17 protein-coding genes are annotated in these 19,287 nt (G+C 65.4%); 16 read left to right on the top strand and 1 reads right to left on the bottom strand.

Features of this window, described 5'->3' with window-relative positions:
* Window positions 1–33 precede the first annotated feature (33 nt).
* The 4 genes from ppsR to B2585_RS08885 are packed head-to-tail and all read left to right on the top strand — an operon-like array spanning window position 34 to window position 4,904.
* On the top strand, window positions 34–1,467 hold the full coding sequence (gene ppsR / locus B2585_RS08900; protein ID WP_292022106.1) for a transcriptional regulator PpsR: 1,434 nt from the start codon (window positions 34–36) through the stop codon (window positions 1,465–1,467).
* A 54-nt stretch (window positions 1,468–1,521) separates the two neighbouring features.
* Window positions 1,522–2,439: a chlorophyll synthase ChlG gene (gene chlG, locus B2585_RS08895; RefSeq protein ID WP_292022104.1), complete on the top strand. Its 918-nt coding sequence runs from the start codon at window positions 1,522–1,524 to the stop codon at window positions 2,437–2,439.
* A 3-nt stretch (window positions 2,440–2,442) separates the two neighbouring features.
* Window positions 2,443–3,726 (top strand): BCD family MFS transporter, encoded by a 1,284-nt coding sequence (locus B2585_RS08890; protein WP_292022102.1) that lies wholly within the window; start codon window positions 2,443–2,445, stop codon window positions 3,724–3,726.
* Window positions 3,727–3,728: 2 nt separating this feature from the next.
* On the top strand, window positions 3,729–4,904 hold the full coding sequence (locus B2585_RS08885) for a geranylgeranyl diphosphate reductase (RefSeq protein ID WP_292022776.1): 1,176 nt from the start codon (window positions 3,729–3,731) through the stop codon (window positions 4,902–4,904).
* Between the two features lie 9 nt (window positions 4,905–4,913).
* Here the strand turns inward: B2585_RS08885 and B2585_RS08880 are convergent, their stop codons facing one another.
* On the bottom strand, window positions 4,914–5,561 hold the full coding sequence (locus B2585_RS08880) for a TetR/AcrR family transcriptional regulator (RefSeq protein ID WP_292022100.1): 648 nt from the start codon (window positions 5,559–5,561) through the stop codon (window positions 4,914–4,916).
* Between the two features lie 61 nt (window positions 5,562–5,622).
* On the opposite strand from B2585_RS08880, the gene B2585_RS08875 reads away from it, so the two are divergent.
* The 12 genes from B2585_RS08875 to B2585_RS08820 all read left to right on the top strand — a co-directional run bounded on the left by B2585_RS08875 (window position 5,623) and on the right by B2585_RS08820 (window position 19,283).
* Window positions 5,623–6,939: a flavin-containing monooxygenase gene (locus tag B2585_RS08875; protein WP_292022098.1), complete on the top strand. Its 1,317-nt coding sequence runs from the start codon at window positions 5,623–5,625 to the stop codon at window positions 6,937–6,939.
* Entirely contained in the window at window positions 6,936–7,832 is an 897-nt protein-coding gene (locus B2585_RS08870; RefSeq protein WP_292022096.1) for a bile acid:sodium symporter family protein, read from the top strand. Before B2585_RS08875 ends, B2585_RS08870 begins: the two co-directional genes overlap by 4 nt.
* Window positions 7,829–8,758: an SDR family oxidoreductase gene (locus B2585_RS08865; RefSeq protein ID WP_292022094.1), complete on the top strand. Its 930-nt coding sequence runs from the start codon at window positions 7,829–7,831 to the stop codon at window positions 8,756–8,758. Before B2585_RS08870 ends, B2585_RS08865 begins: the two co-directional genes overlap by 4 nt.
* Window positions 8,755–9,525: an SDR family NAD(P)-dependent oxidoreductase gene (locus B2585_RS08860; RefSeq protein WP_292022091.1), complete on the top strand. Its 771-nt coding sequence runs from the start codon at window positions 8,755–8,757 to the stop codon at window positions 9,523–9,525. The genes B2585_RS08865 and B2585_RS08860 overlap by 4 nt, the downstream gene beginning before the upstream one ends.
* 111 nt (window positions 9,526–9,636) lie before the next feature.
* Window positions 9,637–10,698 (top strand): LacI family DNA-binding transcriptional regulator, encoded by a 1,062-nt coding sequence (locus B2585_RS08855; protein ID WP_292022089.1) that lies wholly within the window; start codon window positions 9,637–9,639, stop codon window positions 10,696–10,698.
* A gap of 5 nt (window positions 10,699–10,703) precedes the next feature.
* Window positions 10,704–11,996 (top strand): xylose isomerase, encoded by a 1,293-nt coding sequence (xylA, locus tag B2585_RS08850; RefSeq protein WP_292022087.1) that lies wholly within the window; start codon window positions 10,704–10,706, stop codon window positions 11,994–11,996.
* A gap of 77 nt (window positions 11,997–12,073) precedes the next feature.
* The gene (locus tag B2585_RS08845; RefSeq protein ID WP_292022085.1) at window positions 12,074–12,847 is read left to right on the top strand and encodes a LamB/YcsF family protein; all 774 of its coding nucleotides are present in this window, start codon (window positions 12,074–12,076) and stop codon (window positions 12,845–12,847) included.
* Window positions 12,844–13,527 (top strand): 5-oxoprolinase subunit B family protein, encoded by a 684-nt coding sequence (locus tag B2585_RS08840; RefSeq protein WP_292022083.1) that lies wholly within the window; start codon window positions 12,844–12,846, stop codon window positions 13,525–13,527. Before B2585_RS08845 ends, B2585_RS08840 begins: the two co-directional genes overlap by 4 nt.
* Complete coding sequence (locus tag B2585_RS08835) at window positions 13,520–14,545, top strand: biotin-dependent carboxyltransferase family protein (RefSeq protein ID WP_292022081.1); 1,026 nt, start codon at window positions 13,520–13,522, stop codon at window positions 14,543–14,545. The genes B2585_RS08840 and B2585_RS08835 overlap by 8 nt, the downstream gene beginning before the upstream one ends.
* A 207-nt stretch (window positions 14,546–14,752) precedes the next feature.
* Window positions 14,753–16,141: a bifunctional enoyl-CoA hydratase/phosphate acetyltransferase gene (locus B2585_RS08830; protein WP_292022078.1), complete on the top strand. Its 1,389-nt coding sequence runs from the start codon at window positions 14,753–14,755 to the stop codon at window positions 16,139–16,141.
* Complete coding sequence (locus B2585_RS08825; RefSeq protein WP_292022076.1) at window positions 16,141–17,316, top strand: acetate/propionate family kinase; 1,176 nt, start codon at window positions 16,141–16,143, stop codon at window positions 17,314–17,316. The genes B2585_RS08830 and B2585_RS08825 overlap by 1 nt, the downstream gene beginning before the upstream one ends.
* A 221-nt stretch (window positions 17,317–17,537) precedes the next feature.
* The gene (locus B2585_RS08820; RefSeq protein ID WP_292022074.1) at window positions 17,538–19,283 is read left to right on the top strand and encodes a hypothetical protein; all 1,746 of its coding nucleotides are present in this window, start codon (window positions 17,538–17,540) and stop codon (window positions 19,281–19,283) included.
* Window positions 19,284–19,287 lie beyond the last annotated feature (4 nt).

The following is a 19,287-nucleotide window of genomic DNA, read 5'->3' as shown; positions in this document are numbered from 1 at the left end:
CTACGTTCTAAGGTCCGTGACGAGGAACACTGAGTGACACGCCAAGGACCCTCTGCTGCACTGTTCTACGCAGGCAAGTTGCCTGAACCGGGCACAGTTGAAAGCGCCTTTGAACAAGCCGCCGATCTCGCGATTTCGGTGGATGGAGCCGGCGTGGTGACCGGCATCTCCGTCAGCGCGAACTGCCCGTCGCTTGGGTGTCTCGACCACTGGGTCGGCCGCGACATCGCGGGCTTTCTGACCGAAGAGAGCGAGTCCAAGTTAGCGTCCCGCCTCGCCGAGATGAGCGCTTCTCCCGAAAGCACGCCGCGTCCCATCGAATTGAATCATGTCGACAACGCGACCTGGGAGTTTCCGGTGCGCTACACGCTGCACCGCGTGCGCGCCAGCGATGAAATCCTTCTTCTGGGCCGCGACATGCAGCCGATTGCCGAGGTGCAGCAGCAACTCGTCAAAGAACAGCTCGCCCGTGAGCGCGACCAGCTCAGGATTCGTGCGGAGAATACCTTTTACCGGGTCGTGCTGGACGCGGCGGAAGCGCCGATTCTCATCCTCGAGCCGCAGAAGGGGCGCATCCGCGACCTGAACACGTCGGCCGCGCTCCTGTTGGGGTCAAAGGTCGACACGCTCGTCGGCACCTCTTTCGGGCAATTGTTCGAAGGCCGGCGAACCGCGAGCTTCATGGAGAGCCTTCAGTCGTCCGCGGATTCGGAGGAAGTCGAGGGAATCGACGCTGTCGCGCGCCGCAATGGCCGCGAGTTGATGATCTATCCTGAGAATTTCCGCGCGGCGGGCGATCATTTCATGCTCTGCCGTCTCGACCCTTTGGACGAGGAGTCGACGACCGGACCCGAACTCGCGCAATCCTTGGCGGCGCTTTTCGCTTCGGCGAGCGATGCCATCGTGCTCACCGACACCAAGGGGACGCTGCGCGACGCGAACGATGCCTTCCTGATACTGACGGACGCATCGCAAATCCGGGACGTGCGCGGCAAATCCTTCGGCGAGTTCCTCGTTCGCGGCGCCATCGACCTCAAGCTGATGCTCGAGTCGGCGGCCAAGGCCGGATCCATGCGGAATTATTCCGCACAGATCGCCAGCCTTACCGGCACGCGCGCCAGTGTGGAGATTTCGGTCGCGCGGCTCTCGCAACGCAGCGGCGACCTCGGCTTTGGCTTCATCGTCCGCGACGCTTCCCAGCGAGAGGCCTTCGAGCCCGATCTTGGCGGCACGCCCGTCAGCGAAGAGGCGATGAAGAACGTCATGGACCTCGTCGGCACGGCCTCTCTCAAGGAGCTGGTGTCCGCGACGTCGGACGTGGTGGAAAAGCTCTGCATCGAGACGGCAGTCCGGCTGACCGGCAACAACCGCGTCGCTGCGGCGGAGATGCTCGGCCTGTCGCGTCAGAGCCTTTACGTCAAACTGCGCAAACATGGCCTGCTGAACGGCTCGGACAGCGACGAATAGGCGTCGCTGCCGAATTCACTTTCCAGAATCGAAGTGTATGTTTAAGTTGACACTATGAGTGTCACGGAAAAATTACACACCGAGTTACATCCCGCTCAGACATGGCCGCAGCCGCGTGCGCTGCTGACCTTGATCAAGCCTATTACCTGGTTTCCGCCGATCTGGGCCTATCTCTGCGGTGTCGTCTCCTCCGGCGTGCCTGTCGGACAGGCGCCGGTCCTCGTCATCTTGGGTGTTATCCTTGCCGGTCCGGTGGTCTGCGGCATGAGCCAGGCCGCGAACGACTGGTGTGACCGGCATGTCGACGCGATCAATGAACCGCACCGCCCGATCCCGTCGGGGGCCGTTCCGGGCCGCTGGGGCCTCTGGGTCGCGCTGGCCATGACCGGCCTTGCGCTCGCGCTGGGTTGGCAACTCGGCCCTTGGGGCTTTGGTGCGACCGTCTTCGGCGTGATCGCCGCCTGGGCCTATTCGGCGGAACCCGTCCGGCTCAAACGCTCCGGCGTTTGGGGGCCTGGGCTCGTCGGTCTGTGCTATGAGGGCCTGCCTTGGTTTACGGGCGCCGCTGTCTTGTCAGCAGGCGCTCCGGCCTGGCCCGTCGTCATCCTTGCGCTGCTCTATGCACTCGGGGCGCACGGGATCATGACGCTCAACGATTTCAAGGCGTTGAAAGGTGACTTGCAGACCGGCGTGCGCTCGCTCCCGGTTGCGCTCGGGCCAGAGAAGGCCGCGCGGGTCGCCTGCATCGTCATGGCGGTGCCGCAGGTGCTGGTGGTTGCTCTGCTCGCTTACTGGGACCGTCCGTGGCACGCACTCGCCATCGCCGCGCTGCTCGGCGCACAAGGCTGGGCCATGCGCCGGCTGCTCACGGATCCGAAGGGCCGTGCGCCCTGGTACAACGCGACCGGCGTGATGTTCTACGTCAGTGGAATGATGATCGCGGCTTTCGCCCTACGCGGTATGGGAGGCTAGGATATGCAAGGCTGGGTGACGATCTTCAGACTGGGGCTTGTTCAGATGGCGCTGGGTGCCATCGTCGTCCTGACGACCTCCACCCTCAACCGGCTCATGGTGATCGAGATGGCGCTGCCTGCCGTCCTTCCGGGGCTTCTGGTGGCGCTGCATTACGGCATCCAGATCACGCGGCCCAACTGGGGCTTCCTGTCCGACGCGGGCGGGCGGCGCACGACCTGGATCATCGGGGGCATGGCGGCCCTGGCGCTGGGCGCTTTCGGTGCGGCCTTCGGGGTGGTGCTCTTCGAGACCTCGTTCGCAGCAGGGCTCGCCCTGTCTATCGCGAGCTACGCACTCATCGGTCTTGGCGTCGGGGCCTCTGGAACGTCGCTCCTCGCGCTTCTGGCTTCGGTCACGGAACCCCGTCTGCGCGCGGCCGCCGCCACGATCACATGGCTCATGATGATCGCCGGTATCGCCGTCACGGCCGGCACAGCCGGGGCATTCCTGGACCCTTACACCCACGCCCGCCTTCTTGAAGTGGTCGCCTGCGTAACCGGTGGTGCCGTTCTGCTTACGATCCTCGCGGTCTGGCGTGTCGAACGTCGGGCGCGGGTCGAGACGGAACCGCAGGAGAATGCCCGTTTCATCGATGGTCTGCGCGAGGTCTGGTCCGAACCGCGCGCGCGCAACTTCACGATTTTCGTATTCCTGTCCATGACGGCCTATTTCATGCAGGAGCTTATCCTCGAACCCTATGCCGGGCTCGTCTTCGGCTTCACGCCGGGCCAGTCGACCTCGCTCTCCGGAGCCCAGAACGGCGGCGTTTTCCTAGGTATGCTGACCGTTGGCGTCGCGGCCACCGGCTTCAAGCTCGGCAGTCTCCGGAGCTGGGTTATCGCAGGCTGCCTCGGCTCAGCTGGAACGCTCGCCGTGATCTCCGCTCTTGGTGGTTCCGCGTTCGCGCAGCTTTTTGTGCCGGCGGTCGTCCTTCTCGGGTTCTTCAACGGTATGTTCGCCGTCGCTGCAATCGCCTCGATGATGGCGCTGGCCGGTGAGGGAAGGGGCGGTCGCGTCGGTACCCGCATGGGTCTCTGGGGTGCCGCTCAAGCCCTCGCGGCCGGCTTCGGCGGCCTGATGGGCGCCGGTGCCGTGGACATCGCACGCACAATGATGTCGGACGCACCGGCCTTTGGCGCCGTGTTCCTTTTCGAAGCCACGCTTTTCGTCCTCACCGCGGTCATGGCGTTCCGCGTGATGGCGCCAAGGCCGATTGCCACCGCAACCCTCGTTCCGGGAGAATGACCATGTATGATGTCGCCGTTGTGGGAGGGGGGCCGGCAGGGGCCACCGCTGCCGAAGACCTCGCGCGGTCGGGCCTGACTGTCGCACTTCTGGACCGGGCCGGGCGGATCAAGCCCTGCGGTGGCGCGATCCCGCCGCGCCTGATCGCCGATTTTGACATTCCCGAACACTTGATCGTCGCCCGCATCCGCACGGCGCGAATGGTCTCGCCCACCGGGCGCAGGGTCGACATTCCCATCGACGACGGCTTCGTCGGCATGGTCGACCGCGAGGATTTCGACGAATTCCTGCGCGCCCGCGCCGTGGATGCCGGGGCTGACTTCTTCACCGGCACCTATGAGCGTATCATCCGCGATCCCGAACTGCGTGTCGAATACCGCGACAAGGACAGCGGGCGCACCAATTCCATCGCGGCGCGGCTGGTGATCGGCGCGGACGGAGCCCGCTCGCAGGTGGCGCGGCAGGAAGTGCCCGGTGGCGCGGAAATCCCCTACGTCATTGCTTATCACGAGATCATCGAAGCGCCCGCAACGGCGGGCGCCTATGCCGCGGACCGCTGCGACGTGGTTTACGACGGCCGCATTTCCCCCGATTTCTACGGCTGGGTCTTTCCGCATGGCGACAAGGCCAGTGTCGGCATGGGGTCGATGGTGCGCGGCTTCGACCTGAAGAAGGCGACCGCGGACCTTCGGGCCACGAGCGGCCTGTCCGCGTGCCGGACCATCCGCCGCGAAGGCGCGCCGATCCCGCTCAAGCCGCTGGATCGCTGGGACAACGGGCAAGACGTGGTGCTGGCCGGGGACGCCGCCGGTGTCGTCGCGCCGAGCTCGGGCGAGGGGATCTACTACGCCATGGTCGGGGGCCGCGTGGCAGCGACGGCGGCGGCCGCCTGCCTTTCGACAGGCCGGGTGCGCGACCTGACGCTTGCGCGGCGTCTATTCATGAAGGAACACAAGACGGTCTTTCGCGTGCTCGCTTCGATGCAGAACGCCTATTACCGGTCCGACGAACGCCGCGAGCGCTTCGTCTCACTGTGCCATGACGTTGATGTGCAGCGCCTGACGTTCGAGGCCTACATGAACAAGGAACTGGTCCGCGCGCGCCCGATGGCGCACATCAAGATCGGACTCAAGAACCTGGCTCACCTTACGCGTTTGGTGCCTGCGGCCTATTCCTGATCTGCCCTATCAGCCCCGCAGTCCCGCCGCGCAAAAGCGGATGAGATGATCGATCTGGTCCTCCTGTGCGGCGTCTTCGCCACTCAACACCCCGATTCGCTCGCGTGACGTGAGCAGCGCCAGCATGGCGGAGACGGAAAAAACGAAGCTCTCGGCAATCTGCGGCCGTGATGCACGCGGCAGCAGCGCGAGAAGCTCGGCGAAAAATACTTCGGCCGTCGGGTCGAAGAACTTAGCCGAAAGCGCCCGCCACCGGTCGTCTACCGAGACGAATGCAACCAACCGGGCATAGTGCCGCCATCCCCCGTCTTGGTCCGTCAATTCGAAGAAGGGCCGGATGAAGGCTGCCAGAACCGCCTCGAGTGTCATGGGGCCTTCCGCGCGCACCCGCTGAATGGCCGAGAGCCGTGCGCGAGAGAGGGTCTCGGCCCGCCGCGCGATGGTCTGGTGAAACAGGGCCTCCTTGCCCCCGCCGTGGTGGTGGATCGTGCCGACGGGCACGCCGGCCTCGGCCGCGATATCGCGAATCGTCGCACCTTCGAATCCGCGCAATGCAAAGACCGCCTCGGCAGCGTCGAGCACCCTCTCGCGGGTCGCCAGAGACCGCTTGGAGGGCGCTCTTTGTCGTTTGGATTCCTGTGGTTGGACCGCGGTCATAGTCCAAGCTTGTCTTATTTTGAACATTTGTTCAATCTAACAGGCAGAACGGGAGGACAATATGACAGAAGCGCGCGCGCGCCTCGCCCTGATCGGGGCCGGGCCGATGGGGCTGGCAACTGCAAAGCTGCTCGCCCAGCACGGGATCGATTTTCAGGGATTCGAGATCAACGACGGGGTCGGCGGCTTGTGGGACATCGATGGCCCCCGCTCGACCATGTATGAAACCGCGCACCTCATCTCGTCCAAGACGATGACCGAGTTCACCGATTTCCCGATGCGCGAGGAAGTCGCGGAATACCCGTCCCATCGCGAGATGAAGCGCTACTTTGATGAATTCGCGGACAAGTTCGACCTGAACCGCCATTTCCGGTTCGGGGCCGAGGTCCTTTCGTGCACACCGCTTGGCGGGTCGGGAGACGGCTGGCGGGTGACGTGGCGCGACGCGCACGGAGAGCATTCCGAAGAGTTCACGGGGCTTCTGATCGCGAACGGGACACTCTCGACCCCGAACATGCCCACGTTTGAAGGACAGTTCAGCGGAGAGATGATCCACTCCTCCGACTACCGCTACGCGACCCAGTTCGACGGCAAGCGTGTTCTGGTGATCGGCGCGGGCAATTCCGGCTGCGACATCGCGGTGGATGCGATCCACCACGGCGCGTCCTGCGACCTGTCGATGCGGCGCGGCTACTATTTCGTTCCCAAATACGTCTTCGGCAAACCCGCCGATACGCTGGGCGGCGCGATCAAGCTGCCTATGGCGCTCAAGCGGATTGTGGACGGGACGATCCTCAAATGGTTCGTCGGCAATCCTCAGAAATACGGGTTCCCGAAGCCCGACTACCGGCTGTACGAAAGCCATCCCATCGTCAATTCGCTGGTGCTTTACCACGCGGGCCACGGCGACCTGACGATCCGCCCCGACGTGGACAGGTTCGATGGCAGGCGCGTGCATTTCAAGGACGGCAGCCATGCGGACTACGACATGATCCTCGCGGCCACCGGCTACAAGCTGGACTACCCGTTTATCGACGATGCGCTGCTCAACTGGCAGGGCGACGCGCCGCATCTCTATCTCAACTGTATGCACCCGGAGCGCGACGACCTCTTCGTTCTCGGCATGGTCGAGGCCTCGGGGCTGGGCTGGCAGGGGCGGCATGAACAGGCCGAGATGGTCGTGCGCTACATCGAAGGGCTCAGGGCCGGGGCGCCCGAGGCGCAGGAACTGCAAAAAACCAAGGCCGAGGGCTTCACGCGGGCGACCGGGGGGATGGATTACATCGACCTGCCGCGCATGGCCTACTACGTCGATAAGGCGACATACCGAAGCGCCGTGACCCGTTGGATCGGCAAGCTGAAAGGGTCACGGGCATGATTGACGACGCGGTATTCAACTTTTCGGCAAGTTCACTCACGCTGCTGAACGGCATCCTCGCGGTGGTGATGTTTTCCATCGCCATCGACCTTACGCCCCGCGATTTCCGGGTCCTTGCGCGCGCGCCGAAACCCTTGGTGGTCGGGCTGGTGTCGCAATTCCTGGTGCTGCCTGCACTGACCTTTCTGCTTGTTCTGGCGGCCCAGCCGCAAGCCTCGGTCGCGCTCGGGCTTATCCTTGTCGCGGCGTGTCCGGGCGGCAATATCTCCAATTTCATCACGCACCGGGCGGGGGGCAATGCCGCGCTGTCCGTGTCCCTGACGGCCTTCGCGACGGTCGGGGCCATCATCCTTACCCCGCTCAACATCGCGTTCTGGGGGAGCCTGTACGGCCCCTCCGCCGAGATACTGCGCGCAACCGAAATCGACCCGGTGCGCATCGCGATCACGGTGGGGCTCATGCTGGTCCTGCCGCTCGTGCTGGGTGTCACGCTCAACACCAAGCGGCCCGAGATCACGCGCCGTTTGCGCAAGCCGCTGCAATGGCTGTCGATGGCGATCTTCGTGGCTTTCGTCGCGGTTGCGCTCGCGTCCAACTGGACGCAGTTCCTCGCTTACGCCGGCGGGATCATCGGCCTCGTCATTCTGCACAACGCGTTCGCGCTGGGCGGTGGGTTCGCCGCGGCCACGCTCGCCCGGCTTTCCCCGTTCGACCGCCGGTCGATCACCATCGAGACTGGCATCCAGAATTCGGGCCTCGGCCTCGTCCTGATCTTCGCCTTTTTCGGTGGACTCGGCGGCATGGCCGTGGTCGCGGCCTTCTGGGGCATCTGGCACGCGATCTCAGGCCTCGCACTGGCGAGCGTCCTGGGGCGGACCGAGGCTGCGCGATGAGCCGTATTCTCGTGACCGGCGGGGCAGGCATGGTCGGTCGCGCGCTGGCCGAGGCTTTGCCGCGCGACGACGTGGTCGCCACCGATCTCGCGCGCGGTGCCTTGCCGGAAGACGTGCGGTTTCGCCGTATGGATGTGACGGGTGCGGACCCCGATACCGTAATCGGCGAAGAGAGTCCCGACGTCGTCGTCCACCTTGCCTCCATCGTCACGCCGCCGCCGGGCATGACGCGCGCGCAGGCTTATGCGGTCGACGTGACCGGAACCCGCAACGTGCTGGAGGCCTGCATCCGGCACGGTGTACGGCGCCTTGTGGTGACGAGTTCCGGCGCAGCCTATGGCTACCACCCCGACAATCCCGTGCCGCTGACCGAGGACGCGCCGTGTCGTGGCAATCCCGAATTCGCCTATGCCGACCACAAGCGGCAGATGGAGGAGATTCTGGCGGAGGCCCGGGTGCGGCATCCTGCGCTTGAACAGGTCGTCCTGCGCGTCGGCACTGTGCTGGGCGCAGGGGTCGAGAACCAGATCACGGCGCTCTTTCACCGGCCCCGGCTGCTCGCGATCCGGGGGGCCGACAGCCCGTTCGTCTTCATCTGGACCCGTGACCTCGCCCGGATCGTGGAACAAGCCGCGACCGTCGGTCCGGCGGGTATCTATAACGTGGCAGGCGACGGCTGGCTGTCTGTTGAGGACCTGGCCGAAAAACTGGGCAAACCTGTCTTGCGGCTGCCAGCGTGGGTCCTCAAAACCGCGCTCGCGGTGGGCCATCCGCTGGGTCTGATCCAGTATGGACCGGAACAGGTGCGGTTCCTGCAATTTCGACCTGTGCTGGACAACGACCGGCTCAAGCGCGACTTCGGCTACACGCCTGAACTCACCTCGGCGGAGGTTTTTGATCTATGGCAGCGGGAGGCGGGACTGTGAAGACGGCAGTGATCTCGGGCGGAAATGGCGGGCTGGGCCGCGCGCTCGCAGACCGGCTGGAGGCCGGTGGCTGGCATTGTGTGTTGTTGGACATCGACATCACGGGACTGGAGGCCCGCGAAAGCCGCACACCGGTCCGTGTGGACCTGACCGATGCCGCCGCGCTGAACCGGGCGGCCGCGCAAGTCGTTGCGGACCGCCCAAGCATCGACATGGTGATCTACAACGCGGGCGTGTCCCAGATCGTGCCATTCGGCGAGGCGGATGGTGCGAGCCATCGGCGCGTATTCGACATCAACTATTTCGCGGCCGTCGACATGGCGCGGGCCTTTCTCCAGCCGATCCGCGAGAGCGGCGGCACGCACCTCGCCATCACCTCGGTCGCCGGGTTTGCGCCGCTTCATCACCGCACGGCTTATGCCGCCTCCAAGCACGCGATGCAGGGATTCTTTGCTTCGCTGCGTTCAGAGGAGGCTCCGTTCGGTGTGCGCTGCCTGATCGCGGCACCGAGTTTCGTGGCGACGAATATCGGACGGGCCGAGCGCCGCGACGACGGAATCCTGCGCCCGGGTGCCGCTGAGGACGGGATCGACTACATGCAGCCCGACGCCGCCGCCGACATCATCCTGCGCGGTGTCGCGAAGGGGCGGGCGTTCATCCCGGTCGGGCGGGTGGCCACGCTGGCGTCGCTGTTGATGCGCCTGTCTCCCTGTCTCTATGAGCGCCAGATGCGCCGCCGCATCCGCGCTGAGACGACCGGCTCCTGAAACGGACAACATCGCGACCGGCGCCTTGCCTGGCAGTAAAATGATAGACGTATTGCAAAAATGATTTGACCCGTGGTCCCCGCGTCGCCAATGTGCCCGCGGAGGAGCCGAATGGACGGAAAGCTGCCCACACTGACGGACGTCGCGCGCCGCGCCGGTGTCAGCTATGCTACTGCGGATCGCGTGGTGAACGGTCGGGGCCGGGTGGCCGAGAAATCCTCGCGCCGGGTTCTCGAAGCAATCGAGGCGTTGGGGTATGTGCGGAACGTCGCAGCGGCGAACCTTGCCCAACAAAGGATCTACCGCTTCGCCGTCATCCTGCCCGACGGTCAGAACGCGTTTTTCGCACGGATGCGTGCGATTCTGGCCGAGACACGCGACCGCCTTTTGCCAGAACGGTTCGATCTGCGTGTCGACACGGTCCCTGCCTTCGATTCCGCGACGCTGGCGTCCCACCTGGACGGTCTGGCCGACGCGGACATCGACGGTGTGGCTGTCGTCGGGACCGAGGGGCCGGAGGTCGCAGCGGCGGCGGAGCGACTCGCCGGGGCAGGGGTCCATCTGCTGACGCTGGTCTCCGATATGACGGCGGCGGACCGCGCAGCTTATGTGGGGATCGACAACGTTGTTGCCGGGCGCACGGCCGGGCGGATGATCCTCATGGCCCATGCCGGTCGTCCCGGGCGGGTGTTGCCGGTCCTTGGCGCACTTTCGGCCCGCGACCACGCCGACCGGCTTTCGGGCCTGCGCGCGGTGCTGGCCGACGGCCCGCAGCTCTCGCTGGCCCCCGAGATCGAGGGGCGCGACAGCTCCGAGATCGTCGAGCGCAAGATGCGCGACGCGCTCACGGCTGATCCAACCATCACCGCAATCTACAACGCGGGCGCCGGAAATGCGGGCCTCGTGCGCGCATTGGCCGCTCGTCCCGCTGACCGGCCGCGTCCTTTCGTCGTGCTGCATGAACTCGTCGCCCATACGCGCGCAGCGCTTGAAACCGGGCAGATCGACATGGTGCTCGACCAACGTCCGGAGGAGGCGGTGCGCCGCGTGGTCGCCACCCTTCGTGCCCTCGCGGACCGTCGCCCGGCCGAAAAGCTGGAGCCGATCCTCCCCACCATTTTCGTCAAGGATAACCTGCCACCCCAGCCGGGGCCGGCCGATACAGGAGACTGACCCACATGAGCTTTTTCAACGGACAGAGCCCGCTTGCCTACGACCCCGAGGCCCAAGGCCTCGCCTTTCGCCATTATGACCCGGAAGAGGTCGTCATGGGCAAACGCATGGAAGACCACCTGCGTTTCGCGGTCGCCTACTGGCACAGCTTCGCGTGGGAGGGGGGCGATCCCTTCGGCGGGCGCACCTTCGACCGGCCCTGGTTCGATGGCGGGATGGAGGCCGCCCGGATGAAAGCCGATGCTGCCTTCGAAATGTTCGAGATTCTGGGCGTTCCGTTTTTCTGCTGGCACGACGCCGACATCCGGCCCGAAGGCGACACCTTCGCCGAGAGCAAGGCCAACTTCGACGCGATCATCGACCTGTTCGAAGAGAAGATGGAGGCGTCCAAGGTCCGACTCCTCTGGGGCACGGCCAACATGTTCTCGAGCCGCCGCTTCATGTCCGGCGCGGCGACCAACCCGGACCCGGACGTGTTCGCGTGGTCGGCGGCGACCGTGAAGACATGCCTCGACGCGACCCACCGGCTGGGTGGTCAGAACTATGTCCTCTGGGGCGGGCGCGAAGGCTATGAGACGCTGCTCAACACCGACATGGGCGCAGAACTGGAGCATATGGGCCGCTTCCTGTCGATGGTCGTGGACTACAAGCACAAGATCGGATTCGAGGGGACGATCCTCATCGAGCCGAAACCGCAGGAGCCGACCAAGCACCAGTACGATTACGACGTCGCTACGGTCTATGGCTTCCTTCAGCGTTTCGGGCTGGAGAACGAGGTGAAGGTGAATATCGAGCAGGGCCACGCGATCCTTGCTGGCCATAGCTTTGAGCATGAACTGGCTCTGGCGCGGGAGCTTGGTGTTCTGGGGTCCATCGACATGAACCGTAACGACTATCAGTCCGGCTGGGACACTGACCAGTTCCCCAACAATGTCCCGGAGGTCGCGCTGGCCTATTACGAGATCCTGAAGGCGGGCGGGTTCGCCACCGGCGGCACCAACTTCGACGCGAAGCTGCGGCGCCAGTCGCTCGACCCCGAGGACCTGATCGCCGCCCATGCCGGCGCGATGGATGTCTGTGCGCGCGGGCTTAAAGCGGCGGCAAGGATGATTGAGGATGGGGCGCTCGAAGAGGCGCGCAAGGCCCGTTATGCTGGCTGGGAGACACCCGAGGCGAAAGCCATGCTCACCTCCGATCTCGACACGATCGCCGAGCGCGTGCTCGCTGAGGGGATCGACCCGCAGCCCCGCTCCGGTCGGCAGGAAATCCTTGAGAACATCGTGAACCGCTACGTTTGACCGAACGGGCGATGCCCTGTGGCCTCCGCCGCAGGGCTCGTCCATGATGGGCGCGAGACGTGAAGACGGAGAGCGCCATGCGGATCGACCTCAACGCCGACCTTGGCGAAAGTTACGGCCCCTGGGTGATGGGGCAGGACGCCGATATGTTCCGGTTGGTGACGAGCGCCAACGTCGCCTGTGGAGGGCACGCGGGCGACCCTGACGTGATGTTCGACACCCTGCGCGCCGCCGCCGAACACGGCGTGAGCATCGGCGCGCATCCGGGCTATCCCGACCGCGAAGGCTTCGGGCGACGCGTGATTCCCATGTCGGCGGACGCCATCACGCGAATGGTCGCCGCCCAGATCGGAAGCCTCATGGGCGTCGCCGCTCTGGCGGGGGCCGACGTGGGCTATGTCAAGCCGCACGGGGCTTTGTCGAACCTCTCCTGTGAGGAGCCCGAAATCGCCGCCGCCGTGGTGCGCGCGATCAAGGGAATGGAAGCTGACCTCGGGGTTCTGGCGATTTCCGGTACCGCCCTGGAGGATGCCGCGCGGGAGGCCGGGCTCGAGGTCTTCAGCGAGGTTTTCGCGGACCGCGCCTACCGCGCCGATGGTCGCCTCGTGCCCCGATCGGAAGAGGGCGCGGTGATCCACGACGCGCGGGAGGCGACCCGGCGCCTTGTCGACTTCCTCAAGACCGGCAAGATGCCGGTGAAGGACGGGGGAGATATCTCGCTGAACGTCGATTCCATCTGCGTCCATGGCGACAACCCTTCGGCGGTGGAAACCGCGCGCACGATCCGCGCAGCGCTTGCGACGGAAGGCTTCACCATCGCTCCCTTCATCGCGCGGGATCAGCAATCGTGAGCGACTGGCCCCGGTTCCGCGCCGTGGCCGATCACGGGCTGCTCGTGAGTTTCGGCGACGAAATCTCGGATACGGTCAGCGCGCAGGTCTTCGCGCTCGACCGCGTTCTGCGAGAAACGCCGCCCGAGGGGATGACCGAGTGCATCCCGGCGATGGTCAACCTGCTCATCGACTTCGACCCGGAAGTGACGGACCACGCGGGCGTGCAGCAGGAGGTCGAAGGACGCCTTGGGCACATCGAGGACGCCCCGGTTGCCGGACAGGACCGGGTCGTTGAGGTCTGCTATGACGCTGACTTCGCCTCCGACCTCGCACGGGTTGCCGAGGCCACCGGACTGACGCCGGACCAGGTCATCGAGGCTCATCTCGCGGGTGACTACCGCGTCAGGATGTACGGCTTCGCGCCCGGCTATGCCTATATGTCGGGGGTGCCCGAGGCGATCCGGGTGCCACGCAAATCCGCAGCCGTGCGCGACGTGCCTGCCGGGAGCGTTATCATTGCGGGCGGCCAATGCCTCGTCACGACACTGACCATGCCGACGGGCTGGTCGGTGATCGGACGCTCGCCCACGCGCATCCTGACCGACGACACCGACCACCCCTTTCTCTTCGACGTGGGCGACAGGGTCCGGTTCGAGCGTGTGGAGCGTAGGGCGCTGAACGGACGGACCGATGGCTGAAGCGCGGCTCAGGGTCGAGGCGGCCGGACCTCATGTGAGCCTCCAGGACGCGGGACGGTTCGGCTGGATGCGCTATGGCGTGCCTGCCTCCGGCCCGATGGACCGTTTCGCACATGCCGCCGCGAACCTTGCGCTCGGCCAGCCTTCTGGCGCGACGGCGATCGAGGTGTCGATGGGCGGTCTCTCCCTGTCCTGTCGTGAGGGCGCGGTAAGTATCGCGGTCTGCGGCGGCGGTTTCACACTCGACCACGACGGTACGCGGCGCGACGGATGGGCGGTCCTGCGGCTGGAGCCCGGACAAACCCTCGCCATCCGCGCGGGAACCTGGGGGAGCTGGTGCTATGTTGCCGTGGCGGGCGATTTGGTCTGCGAGCGCTGGCTCGGACGGGCCGCGACCCATGCGGTGTCGGGCTTCGGTGGGGGCAGGCTCGTGGCAGGGCAGGACGTGATCGTGCGGGACGCGTGGGTTACGCAAGACCGCGAGGGCGCCATCCCCGCGCCGGGTCCGCCCACCGCCCCCCTGCGCCTTTCGGCGGTCGCCGGCCCGCAGGAAGCCCTTTTCGCGCCCGGCGCGCTCGACCGGCTGACCGGCGAGACGTTCCGCGTGACCTCCGCCTTCGACCGGATGGGCGTGCGGCTCGACGGCCCCGAGCTGCCCTTGCGCGATGCGCTGTCGATCCCGTCGGAGCCGCTCCTGCGCGGGGCCGTGCAGGTCGCGGGCGACGGGGTGGCGAGCGTGTTGCTCGCGGACCATCAGACCACCGGCGGTTATCCCAAGATCGCCACTCTATTGTCGACCGAGACGGACCGTCTGGCGCAGGCCCGTCCCGGTGACACGCTGCGCATTGCACTGGTCGATCCGGAGAAAGCCGTCGCACTGGCGCGCGTGGCACTGGCGGAGCGTCGGAGGTCGCTTGACGAGATCGGCAAACCGCGCGGCTCGCTCGCGCAACGGCTCGTGGAAACGAACCTCATCAGCGGCGTAACGGATGGGCGGGAGGCGGCGCCGGAGGGATAGCGCAGAACCATGCATTATACGATCTCTACGTTATTGGCACTTTTTGTGGCTCTGATAGGCTTGCGAGTTATACTTTCCCGACATTTTCCAGAGATGCGCTCCAATTCCCCTGACGGCAGGACAATCGAACGACACGCCCCTGTAATCCGCCTCTCGCTTCATGTATTTCTGGCGACGTCGCAGGGCGCGGCGAAAAGGGACTGACGCATGAAGATCGAGAACCGCACTTTCGACGAATTGAAGCCGGGAGACACGGAAACCCTGCGCAGGCTCTGCACGCAGGATGATTTGCTCGTGTTCGCCAATGTCTCGGGCAACCACAACCCGATGCACATCTTCGACGCGGACGGGGATGGCGACGGGGTGAACGAAGCGGTCGCACCAGGGCTGTTCGTCGGGTCTCTCGTTACGGCGATCCTGGGAAACATCCTGCCCGGTGCGGGGACGCTTTACCGTGCGCAGAGCTTCACCTTTCACAACCGCGCCCACGCGGGCGACGAACTCGAAAGCCGTGTGACCGTAACCGGCAAGAACGACCGGGACTACACCGTGACGCTTGCGACCGAGGTGCGGCGGGTGTCGGACGATGCGCTGATCCTGTCTGGCGTGGCCGAAGTGGAAGCGCCACGACGCAAACTCAGCTATTCGAGCCATGACCTCCCGGGCCTGATCGTGCAGCGGCACCGTCATTTCGAAAAGCTCCTGAAACAGGCCGAGCCGCTGCCCGCACTGGTGACGGCGGTCGTCTGCCCGGAAGAGGAAAACTCGCTCGGTGGCGCTCTCAAGGCGCGCGAGCACACGCTGATCGAGCCGATCCTCGTGGGCGACCCGCAGAAGATCGCGGCCGCTGCCGCTGCGATTGGCGCGGACCTGACAGGTATCGAGATCGTGCCGGAATCCAACCACGACGCGGCGGCGGCGCGGGCCGTGATGCTGGTGCATGAGGGGCGGGCCGAGGCCGTGATGAAAGGCCATCTGCATACCGACCAACTTCTGCGCGCCGCGGTGGACCGGACCCACGGGCTTCGCACGGGGCGACGATTCACCCATGTCTTCGTGATGGACGTGCCGGGGATCGCGCATCCGATCCTCGTGACCGATGCGGCCATCAACATCGCGCCGGATCTCAGGACCAAGATGGACATCGTGCAGAACGCCATCGACCTCGCGATCTCCATCGGGATTACCGAGCCGAAGGTGGGCGTCCTCTCGGCGGTCGAGACCGTGAACCCCGATATCGCGTCATCGGTCGATGCCGCGCTTCTTTCCAAAATGGCCGAACGCGGCCAGATCACCGGCGGTCTGGTGGAAGGGCCGCTCGCGATGGACAATGCCGTGGACCTTGCTGCCGCCCGAACCAAGGGTATCACCTCGCCGGTCGCGGGGCGGGCCGAGGTGCTGGTCGTGCCGGACATCGACGCCGGAAACATGCTTGCCAAGCAACTGAGCTACATCAGCCATGCCGAAGCGGCCGGGCTGGTCATCGGGGCGCGGGTGCCGATCATCCTGAATTCCCGCGCTGATGACGAAATGGCGCGTCTTGCGTCCTGCGCCGTCGCCGCGCTCCATCATGCGCGGGTGACGGGGGCGACGTGATGGCCCATCTTCTGGTCCTGAACGCCGGGTCGTCCTCGCTCAAATTCGGGCTGTATGACCAAGGGGCCGAGCCGGAGATGCTGTGCCGAGGGCTTGTCGACCGGATTGGTGGCGCCGCCACAGTGACCCTGCGCGCGCCGGAAGGCGAACGGCTGACCACCCGCGAGCTTTCGCCGGAGCGCGCGGTCGATCACGCCGGAGCGCTCGCCGACGTGCTCGAGACCATCGGTGAGCGATTTCCCGATGCTCGTATCAGTGCCGTCGGGCACCGGGTGGTGCATGGCGGTATGGATTACGCGGAACCCGTCGTGCTCACCTCCGAAATCCTTGCTGATCTGGAGGGGTTCATTCCGTTTGCGCCGCTTCACCAGCCCCACAACCTCGCCGGGATTCGCGCAGCGCTTGAGGCCTTTCCGCAGGCGGTGCAGGTCGCCTGTTTCGACACGGCGTTCCACCGGGGCCACCCGTTCGTGAACGACACCTTCGCCCTGCCGCGCCGGTATTACGAGTCCGGTGTGCGCCGCTACGGGTTTCACGGGCTCAGCTACGACTACGTCTCCGGGGCCCTGCGTGAGCGTGCGCCTGATGACCACGCGGGTCGTGTCGTCATCGCGCACCTGGGCAACGGGGCATCGATGTGCGGGCTTCACGGCGGAAAATCGGTCGCCTCCTCGATGGGGTTCTCGGCCCTTGACGGTCTGCCGATGGGCACGCGGTCGGGCCAGCTTGACCCCGGAGTGGTCCTCCACCTGATGACGGCCGAGGGGATGGACGCTGATGCCATCGAGCGCTTGCTCTACAAGGAATCCGGCCTGCTCGGCATGTCCGGCGAAAGCCATGACATGCGCACGCTTCTGGCCTCGGACAATCCGCACGCGGCCGAGGCGATCGACTATTTCTGTTTCCGTATCCGGCGCGAACTCGGCGGGCTGGCCGCTGCATTGAAGGGGCTCGACGCTCTCGTCTTCACCGGTGGCATCGGCGAGAACGCGGGCGCGATCCGCGCGTCCGTCTGCGCCGACCTTGGCTGGCTCGGGATCGCGCTCGACCCGGAGCGTAACGCGGACAACGCGCCAGTCATCAGCCGCGACGGTGCGCCGGTCACGGTCCATGTGATCCCGACCAACGAGGAACGGGTTATTGCGCGGGCTGCTGCGGCACTGGCCGGCGGGTGAGCACATGTCCCTGACGCCGGGAAAGTGATTGGCACGGGCTTGGCCTGCGGATGATCTGCCTTAATATGGTCGGCATAGTGATGATTCACTTTTTCAGTGAATTGGGGAGGTCGAGCACCGAAGGCCCGCATTGTTGGTCACGCCTTTTGGCCTGACCCGCCGGACCGTGATGCTCTTCCGCTTCGGGACCGGGATTTGAGAGGCAATTGGAATTGACCATAATGGGACGAATGGCCGGCGCGGGGCGGGGCTTCGCGGCGGCAGGTATGATCGCGGTACTTACTCAGGCCGCGTTGGCCGATGGGATGACCGGCGCGGATGCGGATACGCTCGCCACACAATGGGAAACATACAACCAGTCGTCGGTAGCGTCCGTGGTGGCATTTTCACCTATGCGTCAGACGCAGGAAGCACCGATGGCCGACGGGGGCACGCTTCGGCTGACATCCCTCCATCCAGACGCGAACCGCTGGTACCTGCTCGAGATTGCTCCGGCGGAGGGCCGTGCGCAGACCTTTCATTTCGAGAACGCGGATGCGCAGGCCTGGACCCTGTCGCTTGGCACGGGGGGGACACCCGGCCTCGTGATTTCCGGCAACGGCGGGGAAGAGACCTGCACGCCCTGGGCCGGAGAGACCTCCGAGCTCGCGACGGCGGCGGCGAGCGGGCTTCCTTATGCGCCGGTCTGCGCCGGCAAGATCTACTTGCGTAACCGGGTCGCCGGAAGCCGCACCAACCGTGAGGCCGTGTCGGATTTCCTGCGCAAGAACGTGGTCTTCGGCGACAAGCTTGTGAACCTCATCAAGGGCGCTTTTTTCGAGGATGCCTTCCTTGAAGATGCGGAAGCCGTGGACGGTGGCGATGCGGGTGACGCGGTGGCTGCGCTGGGCACCGCCCGGCTCGACCGCCAGCCGGTCATGCGGCCGAACATGTCGATCGAAGTCACCGGCGCGGAAGGCGGCATGGAGGCCGGGGCCTGGTATGCCGTCGACGGGGCCGAGGGGGTCTTCGCCTCGGTCATGAAACCGGGCTATGTCGCGGCGGACATTCTGAAGGAGCGCAATGGGGCCAACTGGCTCGATGGTGTCGAGCAGAATGCCGATGTCTATCTCGTGGCCTTCGACCTCGCCCAATTCGAATTGGGATATGAACTCGGCACGGATCATCCGGGCGTCGGCTGGTCGTCCCGGCCTTCGCGGTCGGGGAGCGACTGGCAACTGCCGGGGCCTGACGGGTTCAACCGGGCCGATCCGCTGGTGCGCAACGGGATGCTTTCGCCATCGCTGACGGGCCGCGCGGTCGCGGCCTTCGCAGGCGGCTTCAAACGCGATCACGGCGCTTACCGGTTCTCGGACTATGCGACATTCAACAAGGGCCATCATTACGGGTTCATCTCCAACGGCGTCACCTTTTCGCGCCTCGTGCCGAACCTTGCGACGCTTTACGTCACGGTGGATGGCGAGATCGGTATGAAAACCTGGACTGACGCGGACAATGCCCGCGTGCCGGACCTGATGTATGCCCGCCAGAACGGGGTCGCGGTCGTCACCCGCGACGCGGAAACGGGCGCGAGCGTGCCGGGCGACCGGGTGTCGAGCTGGGGCGGCGGCAACTGGTCCGGTTCTGCGGATGCGCAACTTCGTACGCTGCGCTCGGGCGCCTGCCTCAAGGAGGCGGGCGGTCGACAGTTCCTGCTCTACGCCTATTTCTCGTCGGTGACCCCCTCGGCCATGGCGCGGGTGTTTCAGGCCTATGAATGCGACTACGCGATGTTGCTGGACATGAACTCGCCTGAGCTGACCTACATGGCGGTCTATCGGCAGAATTCGAATGGTGACGGGCTCGAGCCGATGCACCTCAACCGGTACATGGCCGAAAGCGACCCGTGGGTGAACGACGGGCGTATCCCGCGTTTCGTGGGCTTCGCGGACAACCGGGACTTTTTCTACCTGCTCAGAAAGGAATAGGGCG

Origin of the sequence: Maritimibacter sp. UBA3975 (genome assembly GCF_002384975.1) — a bacterium.
Taxonomy (GTDB): Bacteria; Pseudomonadota; Alphaproteobacteria; order Rhodobacterales; family Rhodobacteraceae; genus Maritimibacter.
This window is presented reverse-complemented; position numbering and strand designations above follow the sequence as displayed.